This is a genomic window from Haloarcula sp. H-GB4 (genome assembly GCF_030848575.1).
GTDB lineage: Archaea > Halobacteriota > Halobacteria > Halobacteriales > Haloarculaceae > Haloarcula.
The window spans coordinates 382,687-400,996 of sequence record NZ_JAVDDX010000002.1 but is presented as its reverse complement, the minus strand read 5'-3'; the positions used below and the strand labels follow the sequence as shown (position 1 = coordinate 400,996).

The 18,310-nt window shown below is 60.2% G+C and carries 20 protein-coding genes; 5 read left to right on the top strand and 15 right to left on the bottom strand.

The annotated features are described in order from the left end of the window. Positions 1–3: 3 nt before the first annotated feature. The 5 genes from RBH20_RS10565 to RBH20_RS10545 all read right to left on the bottom strand — a co-directional run bounded on the left by RBH20_RS10565 (position 4) and on the right by RBH20_RS10545 (position 6,789). Positions 4–1,212, bottom strand: a complete 1,209-nt coding sequence (locus tag RBH20_RS10565; protein ID WP_306708307.1) for a hypothetical protein — start codon at positions 1,210–1,212, stop codon at positions 4–6. Between the two features lie 1,310 nt (positions 1,213–2,522). Then, positions 2,523–4,379: a DUF2070 family protein gene (locus tag RBH20_RS10560; RefSeq protein ID WP_306708305.1), complete on the bottom strand. Its 1,857-nt coding sequence runs from the start codon at positions 4,377–4,379 to the stop codon at positions 2,523–2,525. A 55-nt stretch (positions 4,380–4,434) separates the two neighbouring features. After that, positions 4,435–5,004 carry a GMP synthase subunit A gene (locus RBH20_RS10555; RefSeq protein ID WP_306708303.1) on the bottom strand — a complete coding sequence of 190 codons (570 nt, stop codon included), beginning with the start codon at positions 5,002–5,004 and terminating at the stop codon, positions 4,435–4,437. A gap of 68 nt (positions 5,005–5,072) precedes the next feature. Beyond that, positions 5,073–6,170 (bottom strand): ATP-binding protein, encoded by a 1,098-nt coding sequence (locus RBH20_RS10550; RefSeq protein WP_306708301.1) that lies wholly within the window; start codon positions 6,168–6,170, stop codon positions 5,073–5,075. A 70-nt stretch (positions 6,171–6,240) separates the two neighbouring features. After that, complete coding sequence (locus RBH20_RS10545) at positions 6,241–6,789, bottom strand: hypothetical protein (RefSeq protein WP_306708299.1); 549 nt, start codon at positions 6,787–6,789, stop codon at positions 6,241–6,243. An 82-nt stretch (positions 6,790–6,871) separates the two neighbouring features. Here RBH20_RS10545 and RBH20_RS10540 point away from each other — a divergent pair, with 82 nt between their 5' ends. Both RBH20_RS10540 and RBH20_RS10535 read left to right on the top strand, forming a co-directional pair. Further along, positions 6,872–7,219: a DUF192 domain-containing protein gene (locus RBH20_RS10540; RefSeq protein WP_306708297.1), complete on the top strand. Its 348-nt coding sequence runs from the start codon at positions 6,872–6,874 to the stop codon at positions 7,217–7,219. 193 nt (positions 7,220–7,412) lie between these two features. Beyond that, positions 7,413–8,921, top strand: coding sequence for a (R)-citramalate synthase (locus tag RBH20_RS10535; protein ID WP_306710428.1), 1,509 nt, complete (start codon positions 7,413–7,415; stop codon positions 8,919–8,921). Positions 8,922–8,993: 72 nt separating this feature from the next. Here the strand turns inward: RBH20_RS10535 and RBH20_RS10530 are convergent, their stop codons facing one another. The 5 genes from RBH20_RS10530 to RBH20_RS10510 all read right to left on the bottom strand — a co-directional run bounded on the left by RBH20_RS10530 (position 8,994) and on the right by RBH20_RS10510 (position 14,512). Next, positions 8,994–9,962 carry a hypothetical protein gene (locus tag RBH20_RS10530; protein ID WP_306708296.1) on the bottom strand — a complete coding sequence of 323 codons (969 nt, stop codon included), beginning with the start codon at positions 9,960–9,962 and terminating at the stop codon, positions 8,994–8,996. Positions 9,963–10,389: 427 nt separating this feature from the next. Continuing rightward, positions 10,390–10,689, bottom strand: coding sequence for a HalOD1 output domain-containing protein (locus RBH20_RS10525; RefSeq protein ID WP_306708295.1), 300 nt, complete (start codon positions 10,687–10,689; stop codon positions 10,390–10,392). A 99-nt stretch (positions 10,690–10,788) separates the two neighbouring features. After that, positions 10,789–13,242, bottom strand: coding sequence for a bacterio-opsin activator domain-containing protein (locus RBH20_RS10520; RefSeq protein WP_306708294.1), 2,454 nt, complete (start codon positions 13,240–13,242; stop codon positions 10,789–10,791). 90 nt (positions 13,243–13,332) lie between these two features. Next, a complete protein-coding gene (locus RBH20_RS10515) occupies positions 13,333–14,007 on the bottom strand; it encodes an HAD family hydrolase (RefSeq protein ID WP_306708293.1) in 675 nt (224 codons plus the stop codon). 43 nt (positions 14,008–14,050) lie between these two features. Continuing rightward, positions 14,051–14,512: a bifunctional nuclease family protein gene (locus tag RBH20_RS10510; RefSeq protein ID WP_306708292.1), complete on the bottom strand. Its 462-nt coding sequence runs from the start codon at positions 14,510–14,512 to the stop codon at positions 14,051–14,053. Between the two features lie 317 nt (positions 14,513–14,829). On the opposite strand from RBH20_RS10510, the gene RBH20_RS10505 reads away from it, so the two are divergent. Continuing rightward, positions 14,830–15,369 carry a hypothetical protein gene (locus RBH20_RS10505; protein ID WP_306708291.1) on the top strand — a complete coding sequence of 180 codons (540 nt, stop codon included), beginning with the start codon at positions 14,830–14,832 and terminating at the stop codon, positions 15,367–15,369. Between the two features lie 80 nt (positions 15,370–15,449). Beyond that, positions 15,450–15,776 (top strand): hypothetical protein, encoded by a 327-nt coding sequence (locus tag RBH20_RS10500; protein WP_306708289.1) that lies wholly within the window; start codon positions 15,450–15,452, stop codon positions 15,774–15,776. A gap of 53 nt (positions 15,777–15,829) precedes the next feature. On the opposite strand, the gene RBH20_RS10495 is transcribed toward RBH20_RS10500, so the two are convergent. Together RBH20_RS10495 and RBH20_RS10490 are read right to left on the bottom strand one after the other, a co-directional pair. Next, a complete protein-coding gene (locus tag RBH20_RS10495) occupies positions 15,830–16,066 on the bottom strand; it encodes a DUF3194 domain-containing protein (RefSeq protein WP_306708287.1) in 237 nt (78 codons plus the stop codon). A gap of 4 nt (positions 16,067–16,070) precedes the next feature. After that, positions 16,071–16,460: a prefoldin subunit beta gene (locus RBH20_RS10490; RefSeq protein WP_306708285.1), complete on the bottom strand. Its 390-nt coding sequence runs from the start codon at positions 16,458–16,460 to the stop codon at positions 16,071–16,073. A gap of 205 nt (positions 16,461–16,665) precedes the next feature. Between RBH20_RS10490 and RBH20_RS10485 the strand changes: the two genes are divergently transcribed. Continuing rightward, the gene (locus RBH20_RS10485; protein ID WP_306708283.1) at positions 16,666–16,968 is read left to right on the top strand and encodes a hypothetical protein; all 303 of its coding nucleotides are present in this window, start codon (positions 16,666–16,668) and stop codon (positions 16,966–16,968) included. A gap of 13 nt (positions 16,969–16,981) precedes the next feature. Here RBH20_RS10485 and RBH20_RS10480 read toward each other — a convergent pair whose 3' ends face one another. The 3 genes from RBH20_RS10480 to RBH20_RS10470 form a co-directional block, all read right to left on the bottom strand. After that, positions 16,982–17,299, bottom strand: coding sequence for a hypothetical protein (locus tag RBH20_RS10480; RefSeq protein ID WP_049919058.1), 318 nt, complete (start codon positions 17,297–17,299; stop codon positions 16,982–16,984). Positions 17,300–17,428: 129 nt separating this feature from the next. Continuing rightward, a complete protein-coding gene (locus tag RBH20_RS10475) occupies positions 17,429–17,938 on the bottom strand; it encodes a hypothetical protein (protein ID WP_306708279.1) in 510 nt (169 codons plus the stop codon). Next, on the bottom strand, positions 17,935–18,237 hold the full coding sequence (locus RBH20_RS10470; protein WP_004957605.1) for a UPF0175 family protein: 303 nt from the start codon (positions 18,235–18,237) through the stop codon (positions 17,935–17,937). Before RBH20_RS10470 ends, RBH20_RS10475 begins: the two co-directional genes overlap by 4 nt. Between the last annotated feature and the right edge of the window lie 73 nt (positions 18,238–18,310).

Sequence of the window (18,310 nt, the reverse complement as noted above, 5' to 3'; positions counted from 1 at the left end):
CTGTCAGGCTCCCCTAGCCATTTCGTAGAGCATCGCAAAGACAGAACTGACTGTCCCGACGAGTGTCAACGTCATTTGATCAAGGGTCGTTCCCCCACATTCATTGAAAAAGCCCCGTTCACATGTCTCGCCGTCTGTTCCGGTGTCGTTGTCCGGTTGGCTCGCAAAGGTCGGTGTTTCTCGTGGTATTGGAGTCGCCGCTGTCTCCGTGGTACTTCCATGGACTGTGACATCGTGGCTGGCGAGGGACGTGTTCCCGACAGTGATAGACTGTGTGACGGGATGTGAAGTGAGTGGGAATACTGCTCGCTTGACCTTTGAGTACGCGACAGCAAACTCGACGGTCTGTCGTTCCCCCGCGGGGATCTCGATACTCCGCGTCGCGACAGTGGTCCCATTGATTCGGTAGACGAACTGGCCGTCGAACGCGGCTGTATCAACATTTCTGACAGTTACTGCGACTATGTGACGCTCGCCTTCGCGGACGTCTGTTGGAAACGTCGGCTCCTGAGCCGCGAGCGAGTCCGCACTCGCGCCAGATCCACTTTGCAGCTGGACGGCGTCACCGATGCTGGCTCCACCGGCGGTACTAATACTATGGTCGTAGGTCCGGCCTCGCTGGACGCCTGTAGTCGCTGCCTCGATCCGGTCCGCGGTGACAGCAAACGCAACCTGCTGTCGCTCGCCGCCACCTACTGTGACAGTCTTTTCGGCGATAGGTTTCCCTGCGAAGCGGTAGGTTACCTCCCGTGTGACCGTCGTTTCACCGGGGTTCGAGACGGTCGCCAGTACGATAAACTGCCGGTCGTTCGGTGCCGTTACGGGATCTTGGAACCCGTTAATTGTCAGATCGATATCCGGCGTTATGCGCACATACCGTGGCACACCTTCTCCGGACTCATTGCGGACGCCGTGCACGTACGTCCCCGTATCGATCGATTCTGTACCAGTCATCCGTCCGTCAGCGGTCTGCTTGAAACGGAGTTCCTGCGACTCGCCGGCATCTAATACGACTGTTCGGTTGTTCACTGTCGCTTCGTTGAACCGGTATTCAATCCGCTCCGAGCGGACCTCCTCGGTGGGGTTTCGCACCATCGCTGTCACCGTGTACGTTTCTCCCGGGCGTACCCGGTCCGGCGCTGAGAGGTTCGCGATTGCAATTCCTGACGGTGCGTCGATGTGTGTTCTGGTGCTCTCCTCGGTCTCCTGCACCGTACGCGTGGACGTAGGTGTTGCTGTCTGTGTGGGAGCAGATGGCGTACTTCGTGTCGGCGACGCCGTGTGTGTGGGTGTTGGCGTTGGGGTATGTGCGGGTGTAGGTGTTGGCGTCGCAGTATGTGTGGGCGTAGGTGTTGGCGTCGCAGTATGTGTGGGCGTAGGTGTTGGCGTCGCGGTATGTGTGGGTGTCGGTGTTGGGGTCGCCGTAGGTGTTGGTGTAGACGTCGCATTCGATGCTTCGGTCCGTGCTGGCGTCGTATTCTGTGACGTTCCAACCGATTGGGTTGGTGAGAGTCTCACTTGTTCGGCCGATACTGTGGGTCCAATCGTGGACCGCAAATCGTCACTGTCATGGGTTGCGGCCACACTTGCTGTTGCCAGCGGACTCAGTATCATCAAGGCACCGACGAGCAGGGCCAAGGAGACCACTGCTGGAGGGTACTCTGTATTGGGAAGCATATGCTGAAAGTATCGTATCTATATTAATTATCGTATTTTTAGATTACAGCGACTGTCACCAGTGATAGGCGGAATTTCAATGATGCGTTCGCTGTCATAGCTAATTGACTGGGCGGCAACCTCTAGATAGTATTTCATCGGCATAGATATGGCTGAGATGTCGGTATGAATAAACGTTTGCCCAGAACAATCAAATATGAGAAATGTCGACTGTTTCTGTTCGGAGCCAGCGGAAGGTACTCAGTATAAAGACGTCTGGACTGTCTCACTAACTGGAAAGAACGATCGGCGGTCAGTTGTCCCCGTCAGCGATACTGTAGCCATTAGAGGCAGTAACGTCGGAAAATACACTTTCAAACTAAAAGGAGAAAACAGAACGATTCTAATTATTGATAGCCCTATTCGAGTTTGTACTTATGTCAACCGCTGCTTCTAGTTGCGTATTTGTCATGACATACAGCATTATATAACAGGCCGGGCTTTATATATACTGCTCGGTACTGTATCATTTACTATAGATACTTACTGTCACCTGAAAGAGAGCCATACAGCTGGCTGGCCTCACGCAGGCGCGAATGAATTGTGTCGGTTCATGACTGTGGATATTTATTTGTACCATCGTAGTATGAAATCTAACTATTTTTGAGTCTTCTCATAGGTAACAGACGTTGAAGTCCTTCAACGCAGGCATTCGAGTGAACCATTGGTCGGTTGTCCTCGATTTGATTATGTCAATAAGATATTAAGATGTGGTAAATGGTCATTATCTCTCCATCGGTTCTCTGACGGAACAACTCGCCGAGTGACAGCACTGGGTCTCAGACGGAATGTATCTGATCGACGACTCAGGTCAGCAGGAAAATCAGCACGCTAATCGTCATGACGACGAGAATAAACGCCGCGGCCAGCGCACCACCCATCGACACCATCGCGTTGGCAGTCGAGGCCAGCGTCTCGGTTCGGTCGTTACCAAACACTGTCACAGTCACCTGTTCGCTCGCCATCCCGGCTTCGACGGGTTCGAGATCGGCGACGGCTCTGTCGACGAGGTCCCCGATGAGCGCAATGATCTCTTTCTCGGGGATGGCCTGTCCGACCTGATTCTCGGCCTCGACAGTATTGACGATGTGGGTGTCGCTGGTCATCACTTCCATCATATCCACGCCTTCGGCAGCGTCGATGATGCGCTGGCGGAGGTCCGGTTCCATGTTGTTGCCGTCGATGAGCACGTACGCCGTCCGCTGGTTGTTGACCTCGAAGACACAAACGCGGATTCCGAGCGGGCCGATGCCATCCTCTGGCTCCCATGGGGTTTCGTCCCAGGCGATGCCACAGCTGAGTTGGCCAGTTTCAGCGTCCGTGAGCAGGCTTCCAAGCTGTCCAGCCCCGTGGAGCATGTCGAAGGACCGCTGACTGCCGGGGACGACGTGGCCGAGGTCGTCACCTTCGAGCCCGTCGTTGCAGTTGTGCGCGTCAACCAGAAGCACGTCGTCGAGTCCGTCGGCCCGTGCTTCCGACATTGCCGAGAGTCCCACGGCGTACTCCACGTCGTCGGCACAGCCCGGTGCGTACGTGTTCACGACGAGCGCGTCGGAGCCGAAGGCCTGTCCCGTCAGCGTGGCCTCGCCTTCGGTGACCCGGTGGCCTGCCGTCGCTTGGCCGTCGTACTCGATACGCTGGTACGCTGTCTCAGCCGTCGACAGGATCTTGTCGACTTCCCGTTCCGTGACGAGGTTGAAGTCGTGACCGGCGGTCGCGTGTGGCGGGAAGGCGAGGCCGTCGGCTGACTCGGCGACGCGTCTGGGGAGGTTCCCGCCGCCGATTTCACCCATCGGACCGGGGTGAATCATCGGCAGGACGAACCGGGCTTTCTCCTCGCCACTCGGCCGGCGGACCGATAGCAAGGTGACCGGAACGACTGCTTCTTCGCCGATATCCTCGAAGAACTCCTCCAGTTCGCGCGTCCCCTCCGCGATGTGGCCGATGAAACCCCGGAGGAAATCCAGCGCGGACACGCCGAGCGAGGAGCGCCACGGTTGGTCGATGACGACCAGAAACAGCCAGACCGCCAGCGCGTAGATGACACAGATAACCGCGAGAATGGTGAAATCCTGTGGGATAAACCCCTGTACCTGCGGCGGTACTTCTTCTGGGCGGGAAAGGTACTCCCGGAGCATCGGGTTATCGAGGATGAACGCGGTCGCCCCGCTGTATATTGCCAGCAACACGGCGGCCGTGACTGTCTGGACGCTCGCCGGAATCGCCGCTTTCAGGAGTGAATGCCGCGAGACAGCCATCAGTATCAGTAGCCGGAAGGCGAATATCGACGCCAGCGCGACCAGCAATACGTCGAAGACGAAATTCTGGCCGAGGCGGACAGTAAAGATGGCGATAACGCCGGCAATGGTCAGCATCGCGATTGTGATGAGCTCACAGATGACCGCAAGCAGGGTGGCCCGGTTCGGGGTTAGCTGTCCACCCAGCTGTCGGTCGACCCACGGCGTCACGGCACTGGCGATTGAGGTCGGCAGGCCGATGAGAAACACGCCCTGCCAGGCGTCATCAAGGATGAACCGCGAGTCGAACGCAACGATGCCGGTCATCGCCGCGATGACCAGCGCAAAGGCTAGGCTCGTATACCAGGTCGGAGCCCTGAAAATAAACCGCGAAAGGTTAGCAAGATTGCCCTGTGTCGCCGTCATTTTTGTATCACACCCTACGAGCGAATATAAAACCAGTTACATTCTTCCCCGACGGTTACTGGCGGGCGACAGACTGCTGGTCACAGACTGACAAGAAGTTCTCGAACACTTCCTCGCCCTCTTCGGTGTGGGCGACCTCCGGATGCCACTGGACGCCGTATATCGCCTCGTCCGTGTTGCTCATCGCCTCAACGCCACAAACGTCGGAGGTCGCAGTCCGCTCGAATCCGGGCGGTACTTCCTTCACTTCATCAGCGTGGCTCGCCCACACACGCGTTTCGGGATGCAGCGAGCCGAGAAGCGGGTCGTCCTCATCAAGGATGTCGACCGTTACGTCCGCGTAGCCGCCGTATTCGCCGCCGCCGACCCGGCCGCCGAGTTCGTCGGCGATGAGTTGCATTCCCAGACAGATACCGAGCACGGGCACGTCGAGGTCGAGGTACTCGGAACAGTTCCCGATATCGTCCATGTCCGGACCGCCTGAAAGGACGATGCCGTCGGCGTCGATCTCCTCGGGAGGTGTCGTGTTGTCCCTGAGCGAGACATCGACGCCCATGTCCCGGAGCGCGCGCTGCTCCAGATGCGTGAACTGTCCGTGATTGTCGATTACGTCGATTTGGGTCATTACTGACGCGAAGGCCACGAAGGCGTATATATCTCCTGATGCGGTCGACGGACCCTTCGTATCCGGCCTCAGGGCCACTCTCGAAGGGTCTGGCGAACCTCGTCGATGACTGTCGGGCCGCGCAGTTCCAGCGTCACGGTGTTGCCGTTATCCGAGGTCGTGAGGTGTACTGCCCCGCCGTAACTCTCGACGATCCACGTCGTCAGCCACAGTCCGACTCCCTTTGAGTGACACAGTTGTGTCTCCACGCCGCTATTGAGGACATCCCGTTCGTGTTGTGGAATGGATGGACAGTTATCCCCGATATGAACGAACACGGTTCGATCGCGTTCTTCAACTGAAATATACAGTGTCGGGGTCTCTTCGCAGTGGACGACTGCGTTCTCGATAACGTTCAGGAACACGGTGTCGAGCATCCAATCGGCGTACACCCGCGACTGTTCAGGGAGGTCGAGTTCAACAGTGGCCTCCGGGTGCGACTGCGTGATCTTTTTTGCCTGTTCCCTGACGCATGGCACGAGGTCGATCGGCTCCTGTGCACGGCGGTCCGCATCGAACGCGAACTCTATCTGCCTCGCCTTCTCGGTGGTCTCGATGATGCCATCGATAGTCCCGCTCAACTGCTCGACATGTGCACGTGATTCGGGCCTGCCACGCTCTGCCGTCTCCCGCTGCAGTTCACCGAGGTGTCCGAGTGCGACGTTGAGGTCGTTCCGAAGGTCATGCCTGAACACTCGAAACAACACTTCGTTGCTCTGGGCGAGACGGCGTCTGGACCGCCGGAGTTCCAGCAGCCACCCGAACAAAACCCCACCAAACCCGCCGACTGCGACCCCGCTTGCAAGTATCGACGGGATCATTGAGGACTGTGGGACTGGGGCGAGCAACACGACGATTTTGATGACGGTAAACAGCGCGATGCCAAGCCCGCACCACTCCGCCGCGGTCCATATCTGGTCGCCGGACAGTCCGCTCACCGGTAGCCAGTAGTTCGCCGCTACCAGGGCTAACGCCGGTGTCAACCCCACGCTGAGGATGACCACGTCTATCGGGGATGGCCGGACGATAGACATGCCGTGGGCGAGTAATGCGCCGGAAATCACGACGCCCGTTGCGACGACATATCCCGTCCCCAGCGACTGTTTCGTGAGCGCCGGAGGGGTCACCTTAGTAACTGGTTACGACGTGCCCACTTATCTGTGCGGCAGTAATTATCAGATGTGATATTTAGCACGTCTATGAGTCGTCGTAGCGGTCGGCCGCCGACTCGAAGCCCAGTTCGGATTGCTCCTTAGAGCGGCGTTGCTCACGCTGTGCGATGGCGTCTGGGTCTGGGTTCGCGTCGTCGTCAAGCCGCGCCCACGATTGGTGAATCTTCGCGTGACACCACCGGCAGAGAAATACCGTTATTTCGTGTGAGAGCTCATCGCCGCCGTCGCGGTACGAGAGATGGTGTTCCTCCAGCAGCGGTCGGTCCGCAGAGTGGGCCATCCGCCGCTCTTCGAGTCCGCACCGAACACACTCCCGGTCGTGGTTCCGGGAGCGGAAATGCGGGCAGTCGGCCCAGTCCCACTCCGGCTCTGCGTCTGCATCCGCGTCGTCGGGCGTAATTGCTGCCGGACAGCGAAAGTCGTCGCCACTCCGGGCATTGGCGAATTCAGGGTCGTGATGACCGTGTTCGCGTGCCCAGCGACACTTCCCCTCGCCGGTAACGAAGTCACACCGCTGGACGTGATCGTACGGGTCATCGACGCCGACGGACGTCCCCCCGGGGGCCTTCTCCATACGACATAGTGAGTGGCCGTTGCCCCTCAAACCCTCCGCTCCGACAGAAGACTTTTTGCCTGCCTACGACCTCCGCGGTGGTATGCGGCTCGTTCACGACCCCGACGGCGCGGCACGCCCGCTGGCAACGGAGGTGGAGTACGCCGAGTCGATGCTCGAACAGGGCCGGGGGCTGATGTTCCGGTCATCGATTCCCGACGACTACGCGCTCGTCTTTCCATTCGACCACGCGAGCCGACAGTTCATCCATATGTTATTCGTCCGGTTCTCGCTCGATGTGCTCTGGCTCGTCGACGAAGAGGTCCAGGCCGTCGAAACCCTGCAACCCTGGCGCTCGGTCGGTTACGCGAACGCGGACACTGTCATCGAATTGCCCGGGGGTGCGGCGTCGGACGTTTCCGAAGGTGACACGGTCCGTCTGGAATCCTGAACACGACAGGCATGAGGTGTGGTAGTCAGTTCCGTCACCTTTTAGACCGTGAAGATTAGAGTAGACACCACTATGTCGGAACACCCGACGGAGGATAGAGGAAGTCGCCGCGAGGCGGCTGGCCGCGAAATTCGTGGCGCGTGATGGAGCATCTTCTGTGAGTCAGAACACATTGTTCGAGGGGCACCCAGCGATGCGTGCGCTCTCAGATGTCGGTGAGGTACAGTTTCTCGACACGACGCTACGTGATGGCGAGCAAGCCCCCGGCGTCTCGCTGACGCCGGATGACAAGGCCGATATCGCCCGCTCGCTCAATGCGGCGCGTATCGACGTCATCGAAGCCGGGAGCGCCTGTACCGGGCCCGGCGAGCGCGAGACGATTTCCCGTGTCGCGGGGCTTGACCTCGACAGCACTGTCACCAGCTTCTGTCGCGGTATCCAGAACGACATCGACCTCGCGCTCGACTGTGGTGTCGACGGCATCAATCTCGTTGTTCCGGCCAGTGACAAGCACGTGGAGCAGAAGGTCGGCACCTCCAAGAGCGAAAACGTCGACAACACCGTCGAACTGGTGGAGTACGCCGTCGACCACGGGCTCTGGGTCGAGGTCATCGGCGAGGACGGTTCACGGGCCGATCTAGACTACCTCGAAGAATTGCTCGGCGCCGCCGTCGAGGCCGGCGCGGACCGCATCTGCTGGGCCGACACCGTCGGCCACGCGACGCCGGACCGCGCGCTCGAATGTGTCTCACGGCTCTCGGACCTCGGTCCGGTCAGCACGCACACCCACGATGATCTGGGGCTGGCAGTGACCAACGCCTTAGTCTCCATCGCAGCGGGTGCGGACCTCGTCCACGGAACGATAAACGGTATTGGCGAGCGTGCCGGCAACGTCGCTCTCGAAGAGGTCGCCATCGCGCTCGACCACGGCTACGGCGTCGAGTCGATGGACCTCACCGAAGTGTACGACCTCGCCCAGCTCACCGCCAATCGGACCGGCATTCCGCTGGCACCAAACAAGGCGGTTGTCGGCGAGAACGCCTTCACCCACGAGTCAGGCATCCACACCGACGGCACGCTCAAGGACGACTCGATGTACGAGCCGTACCCGCCGGAGAAGGTGGGCCGCGAACGCCGACTAGCGCTCGGCAAGCACGCGGGTCGGGCCGGTGTCGAGGCCGCACTTGACGAACACGATGTCGAGGTTACCGATGACCAACTCTCAGAGATCGTCAGCCGCGTCAAGGAGATCGGCGACCGCGGTAAGCGCGTCACCGATGCCGACCTGCTGACCATCGCCGACGAGGTGACCGGCGACGCACGCGACCGCCGAGTCGAACTGCTCGGCCTGACCGCCGTTTCTGGCTCCGATACGCCGACAGCGAGCGTCCGACTCTCAGTCGACGGCGAGGAACGTAAGGAGGCAGCGGTCGGTTCCGGGCCGGTCGATGCCGCGATGAACGCCGCCGGGGTGGCACTGTCACACACCGCCGATGCGACGCTCGAAGACTATCACGTCGACGCTATCACCGGCGGGACGGACGCGCTTGTTACGGTCGAAATCGAGATGTCACGCGGCGACGATCACGTCGTCGTCTCTGCCAGCGACTCGGACATCACGCGGGCATCGGTGCGCGCAATGGTCGATGCGATGGACCGCCTCGTCGCCGACGACGAGGAACCGCTCGTCGCTGACGACTGACGGCACGGCAGGTACCTGCTTCACACACAGAATCAGTTCGCCCCTCTCTGCAGACCGCGAAATGCCGCTCTGTTACTTGTGTCCGCGGCTGGCTTCGTGGTACTGGAACACTGTTTCCATGCCCTGCACCAGCGCGTCAAGGTCGACACTATCCGTATCGAACTCGCGGTCACGCACGGACTGATAGATGTCGGCCCACCGGTCCCGGAACCGGGCCTCGAACTGTTCGGCTTTGATTTTGTCGATGAGTTCAGCTTTCCCGTCCGGGTTTTCCAGCTCTTCAGGTGTAACGAACCCTTCCTGAAGGGCCAACACGACGATTCCCGCGGTGTAGTCCCCTTCCTTGACCTCTCGTTCCCAGGTCGTGAGCCAGTTGCCAATACGAGCCATCTCCTGTAGGTCCCAGATGAGGTCCCGAACGGTGCCGTAGTCGGCGAGTTCGAATTCCGGCGAGTACATGAGGTCAACGGCCGCGTAGGGGAACATTACCATGTTATGCGCCCCATAGGTTTCGGCCCCACTGAGGTTCGCAATCCGTGGGTTCTCATTGACAACAGCGCTGTAGTCCATCGCATTTAGCGTCTGTCGCATATCGTAGGTGAAGACGTCGTAGAACTCTTCGACACGCGGTGCGTCAGTCAGCCCCCCCTCGAACTCCCGCCACACACGCTCAATAAAGGAGAAATATTCCTCGCTTACCGCCGCACGGCTCGGGTCTACGGCTGACGGGTCTTGGACGAGTCGTCGGGCCTCTTCGAAGGTGTCTCGGTCTCCGTCGTTCTCGACGATGTCGTCCAGAATCGTGACGTACATCGTGAGTATCGTCTTCTGTGTCCGGACGTGGTCGGCGTGGTCCGGGTCGACAGAGGAGAGCGTAAACTCGGGGAATAGCGAGTAGATCCACTGCCAGAGGAACCGATCACGCTCGCCACAGACTCGTTCGTATTCATCTGCCAGTTCTGCAACCTGGTCCGGGAGGCTGGTTGTTCGAACCTCTTCGAGGAGGTCCTGTGCATCAACCGCCGGTGACTCAACACTCATTGTGACTGCCCCCCGACAGTTGCATCCTGAGTCTCGGTACCGTCGGTAGAATAATATCCGATTAACTGGTGTTTGGGTTGTTCTACTTCTTCAGATTGAACGGTCACTGCTTTTGCGCTTTTGCCCGACTGCGAGCCGGTTCCGATCAGTTGGTGTCCGCGGTCCATATATTCGAGAGGCGAAGTTGCGCTTATAGTGGTACTGACGCGTAGGATGTTAGTAGGATACTATTAACAAAGTGTTTACTCCGCTTTACTCCAAGTTACGTACCAGTTTTTCAGTTGCTACCACAAAAGAAATATCTACTTACTGAAAAATAGCGGGGATCTGTGAGAGAGATGTAAAAATAAGGTGACAATACTACGTTTGCTGATGGCAATACTTCTCTAAATGAAGTTACATAGCATCAGCAGAACAACCGCGCGAGTTACGCTTCGAGTTCGGTCGCCACTGGGCCGCCGCGGGACGGTGTCACCAGCACCGAACGGTTCCCTTCGACTTCGATACGACAGCCAGCCATACTGAACACGACCAGTCCGTCAGGACTCGGGGTGCCATCCGCCTCAGGACGGAACAGTCGATCCAGCGCATCAGGGTCGATACAGTCACTGATTCGGTCATCGAGATCAACGGGATCGACACCCAGCGTGTCGGCGACGGCGTGGACGATGGTTTCGCTCAGCGGTTCATTGGGTGTCGGTCTGTAGACCAGTTTTGCCTGGGACATGGTTCGTCGCTGTTTGTCCCTTGATCAGTGGTTCAAAAGGTGATTGTGGCTATACAGATACCGCCTGCCGGACTGGTCACTAATAGTATAGCGACGCTATCAGCTATCGCCGAACACGAGTTCGAGCAACTTTCGCTCGCTGACACGGAGGTGTCGGTTGACTGTCGGCTGTGACACGTCTAGACTGGCTGCGATCTCCTGACCAGTCGTCTCTCGCGGCCAGTCGAAAAAGCCACTCAGGTACGCCGTCTGGAGTACTTCGAACTGCCTGTCGGTGAGTTGCTCCTCCAGTGCCGACCGGACCGTCCCGTCTTGCTGCCCGTCGGACTGTGCGCCGTCACGGCGCGCGATCAGTGTGACGTTCGTGTAGCGCTCGCCAAACTGTTCGACGAACTGCCGGACATCGGTTTCACTCGAGACGACAACTGTCACCGTGAGTCCACCCGTCGATGTTCGGATCGATTTCAACCGCCCACCCTGCTCCAGTATGGTCTCCGCGACGGTCTGACCCGTCACGACGACCTCGTAAAGCCCGTCCAACTGGTCGGCCGAGATCGCTCTCGCGGTGTCGACACGAGCCATCGACACCATCTGTTCCTCGACGACAACCGGGTCGCAGTCCGAGATAGCGACGAAAAGGCGTATCGCCCCGTCGCTCCGCTGTACGGCCCCCTCACAGACGACCGGGACGCCGACCTGGTCTGCGAGGTGGGTCAGGAACGACTGCGGGGCCGACAGCGATAGTTCGAGTTCGACGGTCCCATCGCCGGCCCGCCGCTGTCGGGACTCGACCTCTCGTATCGCGTTTGCGATAGTCTCGCCGAGTTCGGCGAACACCTCCTGAAGCATCTCGTCGAACCCGTCTTCCTGCTGGGCATACACCGTCAAGACACCGTAGACGAAGTCGTCGTATTCGAGCGGGATACTGAGTGCTGACTGGAACTCTCGAGAGAGCGCCTCTGTCCGCCAATGGTCGCCTCGGAGGTTGTCCGCCACTGATGGGATGATAGTCATCGCCTCGGACTGTGCAGTCTGGACGGCCGGCGGCCCGCCCTCGCGTTCCAGCGACAGCGAAATAGCGTCCAGATAGCTGGCGGTGTCGCCCGCCCACGCTCTGGGAACGAGTTCCGTCGCGTCCTGTCGGCCGAGCCAGGCAAAGGAGAACCACTGGGATTCGGCCAACTGGTCACACACCGCCTGCTCAATCTCTTCAGTGGTCTCCGCCTCAACGAGCACTTGGTCGATCCGGCGAATGATTGCGTTGACCTGCTTGAGCCGGCGTAGCTCACGGTTTTGTTCGCGGCGCTCGGCCTCGCGTTCGCGGAGCGTCGTCTCGCGGTCGACACGAGCGAGCGCGGCTTCGGCGCTGGCGGCGAGCAAGTCCACCATCTCCCGGGTTCTGGCGTCGCTGTGTTGCTCGCCCAGTTCGATGTAGAACACGCCGTGGTCTTCGAGTGGGAGGCAGAGCCGCGTTGCGTCCGCCGCGACCGGTCCCGCACCGAGGTCGATGCTCTCGCCGGGGGGAACTTCGACAGCGCTGTCCTGCACGAACACGTCCCACACTGCGCTCTCGCCCGGACCGATAGACGCGGCTCTGTCCTTCTCGGTATCGCCGACGCTGCGAAGGGTGTTGTCGCTTCGGTCGAACAGGTAGATCGCCACATCGGGGAGCTCCAGTACGTCGACGGCTGTGTCGAGTATCTGCTCGGCCACGGCCGTCTTGGTTTCCGTGTGGAGCAGTTTTCTGGTTGACTCGTGCAGCGCCGCGAGCGTCTCCTCGAACCGCTTCCGGTCAGAGATATCCCGAACGACGCCGACCTGCCGGTAGCTCCCGTCCTCGCGGTCGTACGTCGTGAACTTGGTTTCGATCGGAAACGTGTCTCCGTCAGCGGTTCTGAGATCCGTAGTCAGTGTCCCGACATCGCGTTCGCCCTCGATGAACTGCCGCGACATCTCCGCGGCCTCCTCGATGACGGATTCGTCTGCCAGTAGCGTCGCGTTCGACCCGACCAGCGTGTCCTTATCATAGCCGGTCATCGACTCGACGGCACTGTTGACCGTCTGCATCGTGAACGCCTCGTCAAGTGTGTAGATGCCGTCCTCGATGGTCTCAACGATCCGTTCGTACTGTTCGAGCATCTCCGTTCGCTCATGGCGTTCGGTGATATCGTGGACGATTCCCAGATACAATTCCTCACCGTCCCACTGCTGGGGCTCGAAGGCGATTTCGACCCACCGCTCCGTGTCGCCGGCAGAACACGACGACGTTAGCGGTGTTCCTGGTGACTGACTGCAGTGGGCTCTGAGGTCAACGCCATCCAGACCCGGGAAGAACGTACCTATCTGGCTTCCAAACACGTCCGATGGGTCCGAGTCGAGGAGGTCACAGAGGTGGTCGTTCCCGGTCCGTATCTCCCCGTCTGCGGCGGAAACGACCACCGGCTCGGGCATTCGCGCGGCAAGCGTCTCCAACAGCACAGGGGGCGACTGCTGTGCCGGTGTGTCACGTGCCGCTTGTTCGTTCTCATCCGTTCCACCGACCGGCTTCTCCATACCGTTTCACGGCACTTGCCATGGGAAAGGTTGCTTTCAGTATACGTACCAGAAAACGAAGAGTGTGTATCCATTAGGTCCGGATACGGCTCAATCGCTCCCGCTGCGTCCACTGGCGAGCTGAACCACGTCTTCGAGGCCAGACACGTCGTGGTCCGGTGTCACGTCGAGTTGCGTGTCAACACGGTGTGGTCGACGAATAAACGCCGAGTCGATCCCGGCCCGATGTGCCGCCTCGATGTCGGATTCGTTGTCGCCGACAAACAGGGCATTGCTGACGTTGAGGTCGTCCATCGCCCGCTCGATGTAGTACGGCCGCGGTTTCTTCCGCCGGAGGCTCTCGACTGTCGGCTCGCGCGCCCAGACGGTGTCGAAGTGGTGGCCGATATCAAAGTGCTCAAAGGCGAAGGAGACGGTATCGCGCTGATTCGAGGAAACCACACCCAGCGGACAGTCCAGTCGGTCGAGGACAGATACGTCGGCGTAGGGCTGTTTCTCTCCGGCTCGAATAAGCGCCCGCTGGACCGCGGTCAGGGCCTCGTCACGAACTCGGAAGAACCGCTTGGGGTCGATATCGTATTGCGTACAGATTTCGGTGAGTTCGGGCACTGTCACGCCGATACTCATCGCCTCGACGTGGGCTGTCGACGGTGAGACTACCCCCAGTTCCTCGAACGCCTGGCGCGCGCCGACGTAGTGTGCATCCATGTCCGTCAGTGTCAGCAACACGCCGTCGTTGTCGAAGATGACCGATTTGTACCCCATCACCTACTTTTAGAGCGGATAGACGCAGAAAGGTTTCGCGTCCTCACAGTCCGAGATCCTCACTGCTGCTCCCGCCCTGATCGAACTGCTCCGGCGATCGTCCGGCCTCGTCGATAACATCGTCTGTCACGACGACCGGACAGTCTACCCGGAGGGCAATCGCGATGGCATCCGAAGGACGGGCGTCAAACACCATGTCCTTGCGCCGGTCGTCGGTGTACTGCTCCGCATCGATCTTCCCGTAGAAGGTCCCGTCGGCCAGATCGTCGATACGGACCCGGTCGATGGCTCCCCCGAACTCCGTCACCATCTCGACCAACAGATCGTGGGTGAGCGGGCGCTCGAAGGGCTCGCCGTCGATCGCCAGTTGCATCGACTGGGCCTGATCCGTGCTGACGAAGATAGGGATGATCTCCTCGCGTGCACGGAGCAAAACGACCGGCGTACCGCCCCCTTCCTCGTTGACACCGACGCCGACCCCTTCGACCGTGGCATCGTGTTCCATGAACCAGTGTTGGGCTCGCGGGTATGAAAAGCTACCCCGGCGGCGGTTTCAGTGACCTGTCCCGTGCGCTCTCGTCTAGCCGATACCGGCTATGTCTTCGTTGACCGGACCGGCCGCACGACGCGCGTACCAGTCATCACACTTGGCAGTCTGGTCTCGGCACGATAGTGTGGCAAGGAGCCACTGAACCGGGATTAATCCGAATTAAAACAGACGATAGAACAGCCAATTCGGACACATTCGCCTTAATTCGCCTTTTCTGCTTTCCCCCTTCATATGCCATCGGGCCAGAGAGCCAAGCGGAGGCAACGATCACAATGAAACTCACTACGATTGCCGGCGGCCTGCTTGCTGTGCTCGTCATCACGGGCTCGGCGGCGGCACTCCCCGGCGCAGCAGGCGCACAGGCTGATGACCACGCGGACAATGCACAGGCAGACAACGCTGCCGAACAGGCAGCGAACGAAACAGCGAGCGCTGACAAGAACACGTCGAACGGCGCCGCCGAGGCGGCTGACCGTCGTAGCCCGCCCGCTGACGCCGGCCAGGCAGGCGACCAGCGCGGCCCGCCGTCGGACCTCCCCGAACAGGTCCCTGACTTCGTCAGCGAGATTCACACGCTCATCGGACAGAAGCAAGCCGGCGAGCTCATGGGTGACCTGGGCGCACAGATCAGCGACCTGACCCCTGGTGACGAGAGTGACGCGGCCGAAAACGAGACCGAATCGGCATCTGAGAGCGGTGGCACGGACGACGCTGACGAGGAACCGACTGACGACGCGGATGCAGACGCGGACTCCACTGACGAGACGAATGTGGACGACGAACAGTCCACTGACGACGACAGCGACGCGTAATCTCCCCCTGACCTGACGGCTCTCCACCCGCCGAGTGACCAAGCGCGGTTTTTTTGCTTGCTGAACTCCGAGTAATGCGTATGGATGACACCGCCGAGTCCAGCGTCCATGCTGGCGACGGAACTGGTGACCGCACGACAGCGGATCTACTTGCGGGTGACGAGGACTCGTCGGCGTCGGAATCGTCGGGCGAGATGAACCGGAAGCGCGCCCTCCTGTTCGTCTCTCCGTTTCTCGCTATCGGGCTGTTCGATCTGGCCCTCCTACTTGGCTGGGGACTGGACCCGCTATGGGGGTTCATGATTCTCCCACCGATACTGTTCGTCTCAGTGCTCGGCTGGATCGCGTTCCGAACCGGCTTCGCGAGCGATCGGACCGGGGACCCAGCTGTTGATAGCCACGACTGACGGTTCGCGGCGCCGGTAGAACACCGAGTGACTGCCCGCTCCGTTGCGGGTGCCTATGCTTCGAACAGGTCGTCGACGGCGGCCCGTGCGGCAAGGGCAGCGTCGTCCGCGACCTGTGCCTCGTCCTGACGACTGTCGGGCGCGTTGACGTACACGTCGACGTCCAGTACGCCGTCTTCGAAAGTGACAGTCACGTCGAGGTCCTCGACCGCGCTGACATCGTATCGCGAGAAGACAACGTCTTCGGCAGCGGCTGAGGCTGTCTCGACGACCTCATCGTCTGTCGGCATCGCCTTATGCGCCGCCAGCGCCGGGGCCGCCGGCCGGACCCGCGCCGCCTGCGCCGCCGAGCATCTGCTGGAGCTCGCTCTGGAGCTCTTCGAACTGCTCCTGCACGCGCTCTTCCTGCTTCTGGAGCGTCTCGACGCGGACTTCGAGGCTGTTGACCTTCTCTTCGAGGTCGTCCTGTGCCTCGTCGAACTCGGTCTTCACGAGGAGTTCACCGACCTCGCGGTACATGGTCGAGTCCTCGTCGATGTCGTCGAGCTCGTCCAGCGCCGTCTGGGACTCTTGGAGCTCCGTCTCGGCCTGCTGTTTCTGTGCGGCGACCTGCTGTGCTGTCTCTTGAAGATCCTGCAGTTCCTCGAGCTTCTCCTGTGCTTCAGGCGGAAGATTACCCTGCATACCTCCAGAGTTGGGAGCCGGAGTGTTAAACCCATGCATCTAGTTCCGAACGCGGGTGGCGGCACTCCGGCTATCTCAGGGTCCGAAACGTCCGATATCAGCGTATACCGTCCGAATTGGTGGGAAGAGTCAGATCCATGCACCGATAGTAGAATGATGGGATATTCGGCGTAACACGTTTGCGTCTCACAGACTATACTACGGTATGTCGCACCCGTCACCGGAGACAGCCGCTGACCCGGAAGAGTTGGTCGCTGCGCTACCGGACCCGCCGGCACCGTGGCAGCGAAACGACGCCAACGGCGGCATCGTCGAGTATCGGATTCCGGACGACGACGGCGTCTGTGCTGCAGCCAAACTTGTCGTTCGCCCTGAGCTCTTCGACGATAGCATGGTCCGAATCGACAGAAAACAGGGCTGCAAGGATGTCGGAACGGGAAGACATCCAGATGTTGAGAGCGCTGTCGACGTTGTTTCGACAGAGCTCTCCGCTGCGGTCGGTAAGTAGCTGTCGCGGCCGTCTATGCTGGCCCGTCGGCCAGCCCGGCGACCGTGACGTACAGTCCGAACGTCGAGATGACTGTTCCGGCGAGCTGTGTTCCCGCAGTCGCGAGAAAGCCGACATCGGTGTACAACAACGGGGCAAGCATGAACCAGCCGCCGAAAATCGTGGTCAGGACGGCCGGTGGTAAACTCGGCTCGCCGGTCACGCGAAGCAGCTGGAGGTTTCGCACGGTGAAGACGAGTCCGAGAAGCCCGCTTGAAGTCACACTACCGGTAAACGCCGCGGATGACCCGACGACAATCGGGAGCAGTGCTCCGACGAGACAGCCCAGCACGCAGACGGCAGCCGAGGCCACGAGAAACTGAGGCGCGGGTTGTTCTGACACGGCAGAGAGTACGGACCGTGTTTATTAGTCCCTTACCCCAGCACAGATGGGCCGACGCCAGCGCGTCTTCAATTGGCGCTATGCGACCTCGCCAACCGCCCGCTCACGCAACTCCCCCGTCAGGTGCATCCCATGCTGGTCGATACGCCTGACAATCCGCTTTGCCTGGGTCGGCTTGAGATATTTGTCCTCGATGGCGGCCCGGACCACGACGCCGAAACTGCTCGTCACTTCAGCCCCCAGCCCCTGCGCCATCCGGCGAACGGTGCGGTCCTCGGAGACGACAGCCACGGCGGAGCGGTCGTCGCTGTCGCGGTGGGCTAACACGCCGGCAAGCACCGTCACGGCGGGTCCGAGGTCGGAATCGCCGAGCAGGGACCTGGCCTGGTCGACGTGGGCCTCGTCAACGTCGGTGTCGATGCCGTTCTCGCGGTATTCGGTCAGGTTCGTCGCAGTCGGTTCGACCTGCACCTCGTTGATGACTGGCTCCGGAATGACGATATCGCCGTCGAAGGCGTCCAGCAGCGACAGCTCCCCTACCTGGCCAAGCGAGTACAGCGCCGTCGGCCCGACGTAGATACGGGTCATAGCTCCGCGGCTGTGTCAGCATCGAGCTCCAGATCAGAGAGTTCGAGCTGTGTCGTCAGGTTTCGCTCGCGGGCCACGTCGAGCCACTCGGCGATGGAGAGGTCCGCAAGCTGTGCGGCTTCGGCCGCCGACACGTCACCGGACTGGTACTGCTCGACGGCGACGCGGAGCCGGAGCGTCTCCAGTCCCTCCCGGAGTGCTTTCCGAATCGTGGTCGACCGGTCCTCAGAGAGCAACTCAGCGACGTCGTCCAGTTCGGCTTTCTCTTCGCTCGGGAGCCGCGCGCTTATCGTCGGCATGTTTGCACAGTCATCCGCCGTAAACACACATCAAACTACGGGTCGGAGAACCGCCTGTCGGTCTTCTGAAACT

Excerpts from the sequence above, each read along its gene's own strand:
- RBH20_RS10510 (WP_306708292.1), bottom strand. The coding sequence starts at position 14,512 with ATGGAACACGATGCCACGGTCGAAGGGGTCGGCGTCGGTGTCAACGAG.
- RBH20_RS10490 (WP_306708285.1), bottom strand. The coding sequence starts at position 16,460 with ATGCAGGGTAATCTTCCGCCTGAAGCACAGGAGAAGCTCGAGGAACTG.
- RBH20_RS10485 (WP_306708283.1), top strand. The coding sequence starts at position 16,666 with ATGTCGCACCCGTCACCGGAGACAGCCGCTGACCCGGAAGAGTTGGTC.
- RBH20_RS10500 (WP_306708289.1), top strand. The coding sequence starts at position 15,450 with ATGGATGACACCGCCGAGTCCAGCGTCCATGCTGGCGACGGAACTGGT.
- RBH20_RS10520 (WP_306708294.1), bottom strand. The coding sequence starts at position 13,242 with ATGGAGAAGCCGGTCGGTGGAACGGATGAGAACGAACAAGCGGCACGT.
- RBH20_RS10475 (WP_306708279.1), bottom strand. The coding sequence starts at position 17,938 with ATGACCCGTATCTACGTCGGGCCGACGGCGCTGTACTCGCTTGGCCAG.
- RBH20_RS10470 (WP_004957605.1), bottom strand. The coding sequence starts at position 18,237 with ATGCCGACGATAAGCGCGCGGCTCCCGAGCGAAGAGAAAGCCGAACTG.
- RBH20_RS10555 (WP_306708303.1), bottom strand. The coding sequence starts at position 5,004 with ATGACCCAAATCGACGTAATCGACAATCACGGACAGTTCACGCATCTG.
- RBH20_RS10545 (WP_306708299.1), bottom strand. The coding sequence starts at position 6,789 with ATGGAGAAGGCCCCCGGGGGGACGTCCGTCGGCGTCGATGACCCGTAC.
- RBH20_RS10505 (WP_306708291.1), top strand. The coding sequence starts at position 14,830 with ATGAAACTCACTACGATTGCCGGCGGCCTGCTTGCTGTGCTCGTCATC.
- RBH20_RS10530 (WP_306708296.1), bottom strand. The coding sequence starts at position 9,962 with ATGAGTGTTGAGTCACCGGCGGTTGATGCACAGGACCTCCTCGAAGAG.
- RBH20_RS10540 (WP_306708297.1), top strand. The coding sequence starts at position 6,872 with ATGCGGCTCGTTCACGACCCCGACGGCGCGGCACGCCCGCTGGCAACG.
- RBH20_RS10495 (WP_306708287.1), bottom strand. The coding sequence starts at position 16,066 with ATGCCGACAGACGATGAGGTCGTCGAGACAGCCTCAGCCGCTGCCGAA.
- RBH20_RS10515 (WP_306708293.1), bottom strand. The coding sequence starts at position 14,007 with ATGGGGTACAAATCGGTCATCTTCGACAACGACGGCGTGTTGCTGACA.
- RBH20_RS10560 (WP_306708305.1), bottom strand. The coding sequence starts at position 4,379 with ATGACGGCGACACAGGGCAATCTTGCTAACCTTTCGCGGTTTATTTTC.
- RBH20_RS10525 (WP_306708295.1), bottom strand. The coding sequence starts at position 10,689 with ATGTCCCAGGCAAAACTGGTCTACAGACCGACACCCAATGAACCGCTG.
- RBH20_RS10535 (WP_306710428.1), top strand. The coding sequence starts at position 7,413 with ATGCGTGCGCTCTCAGATGTCGGTGAGGTACAGTTTCTCGACACGACG.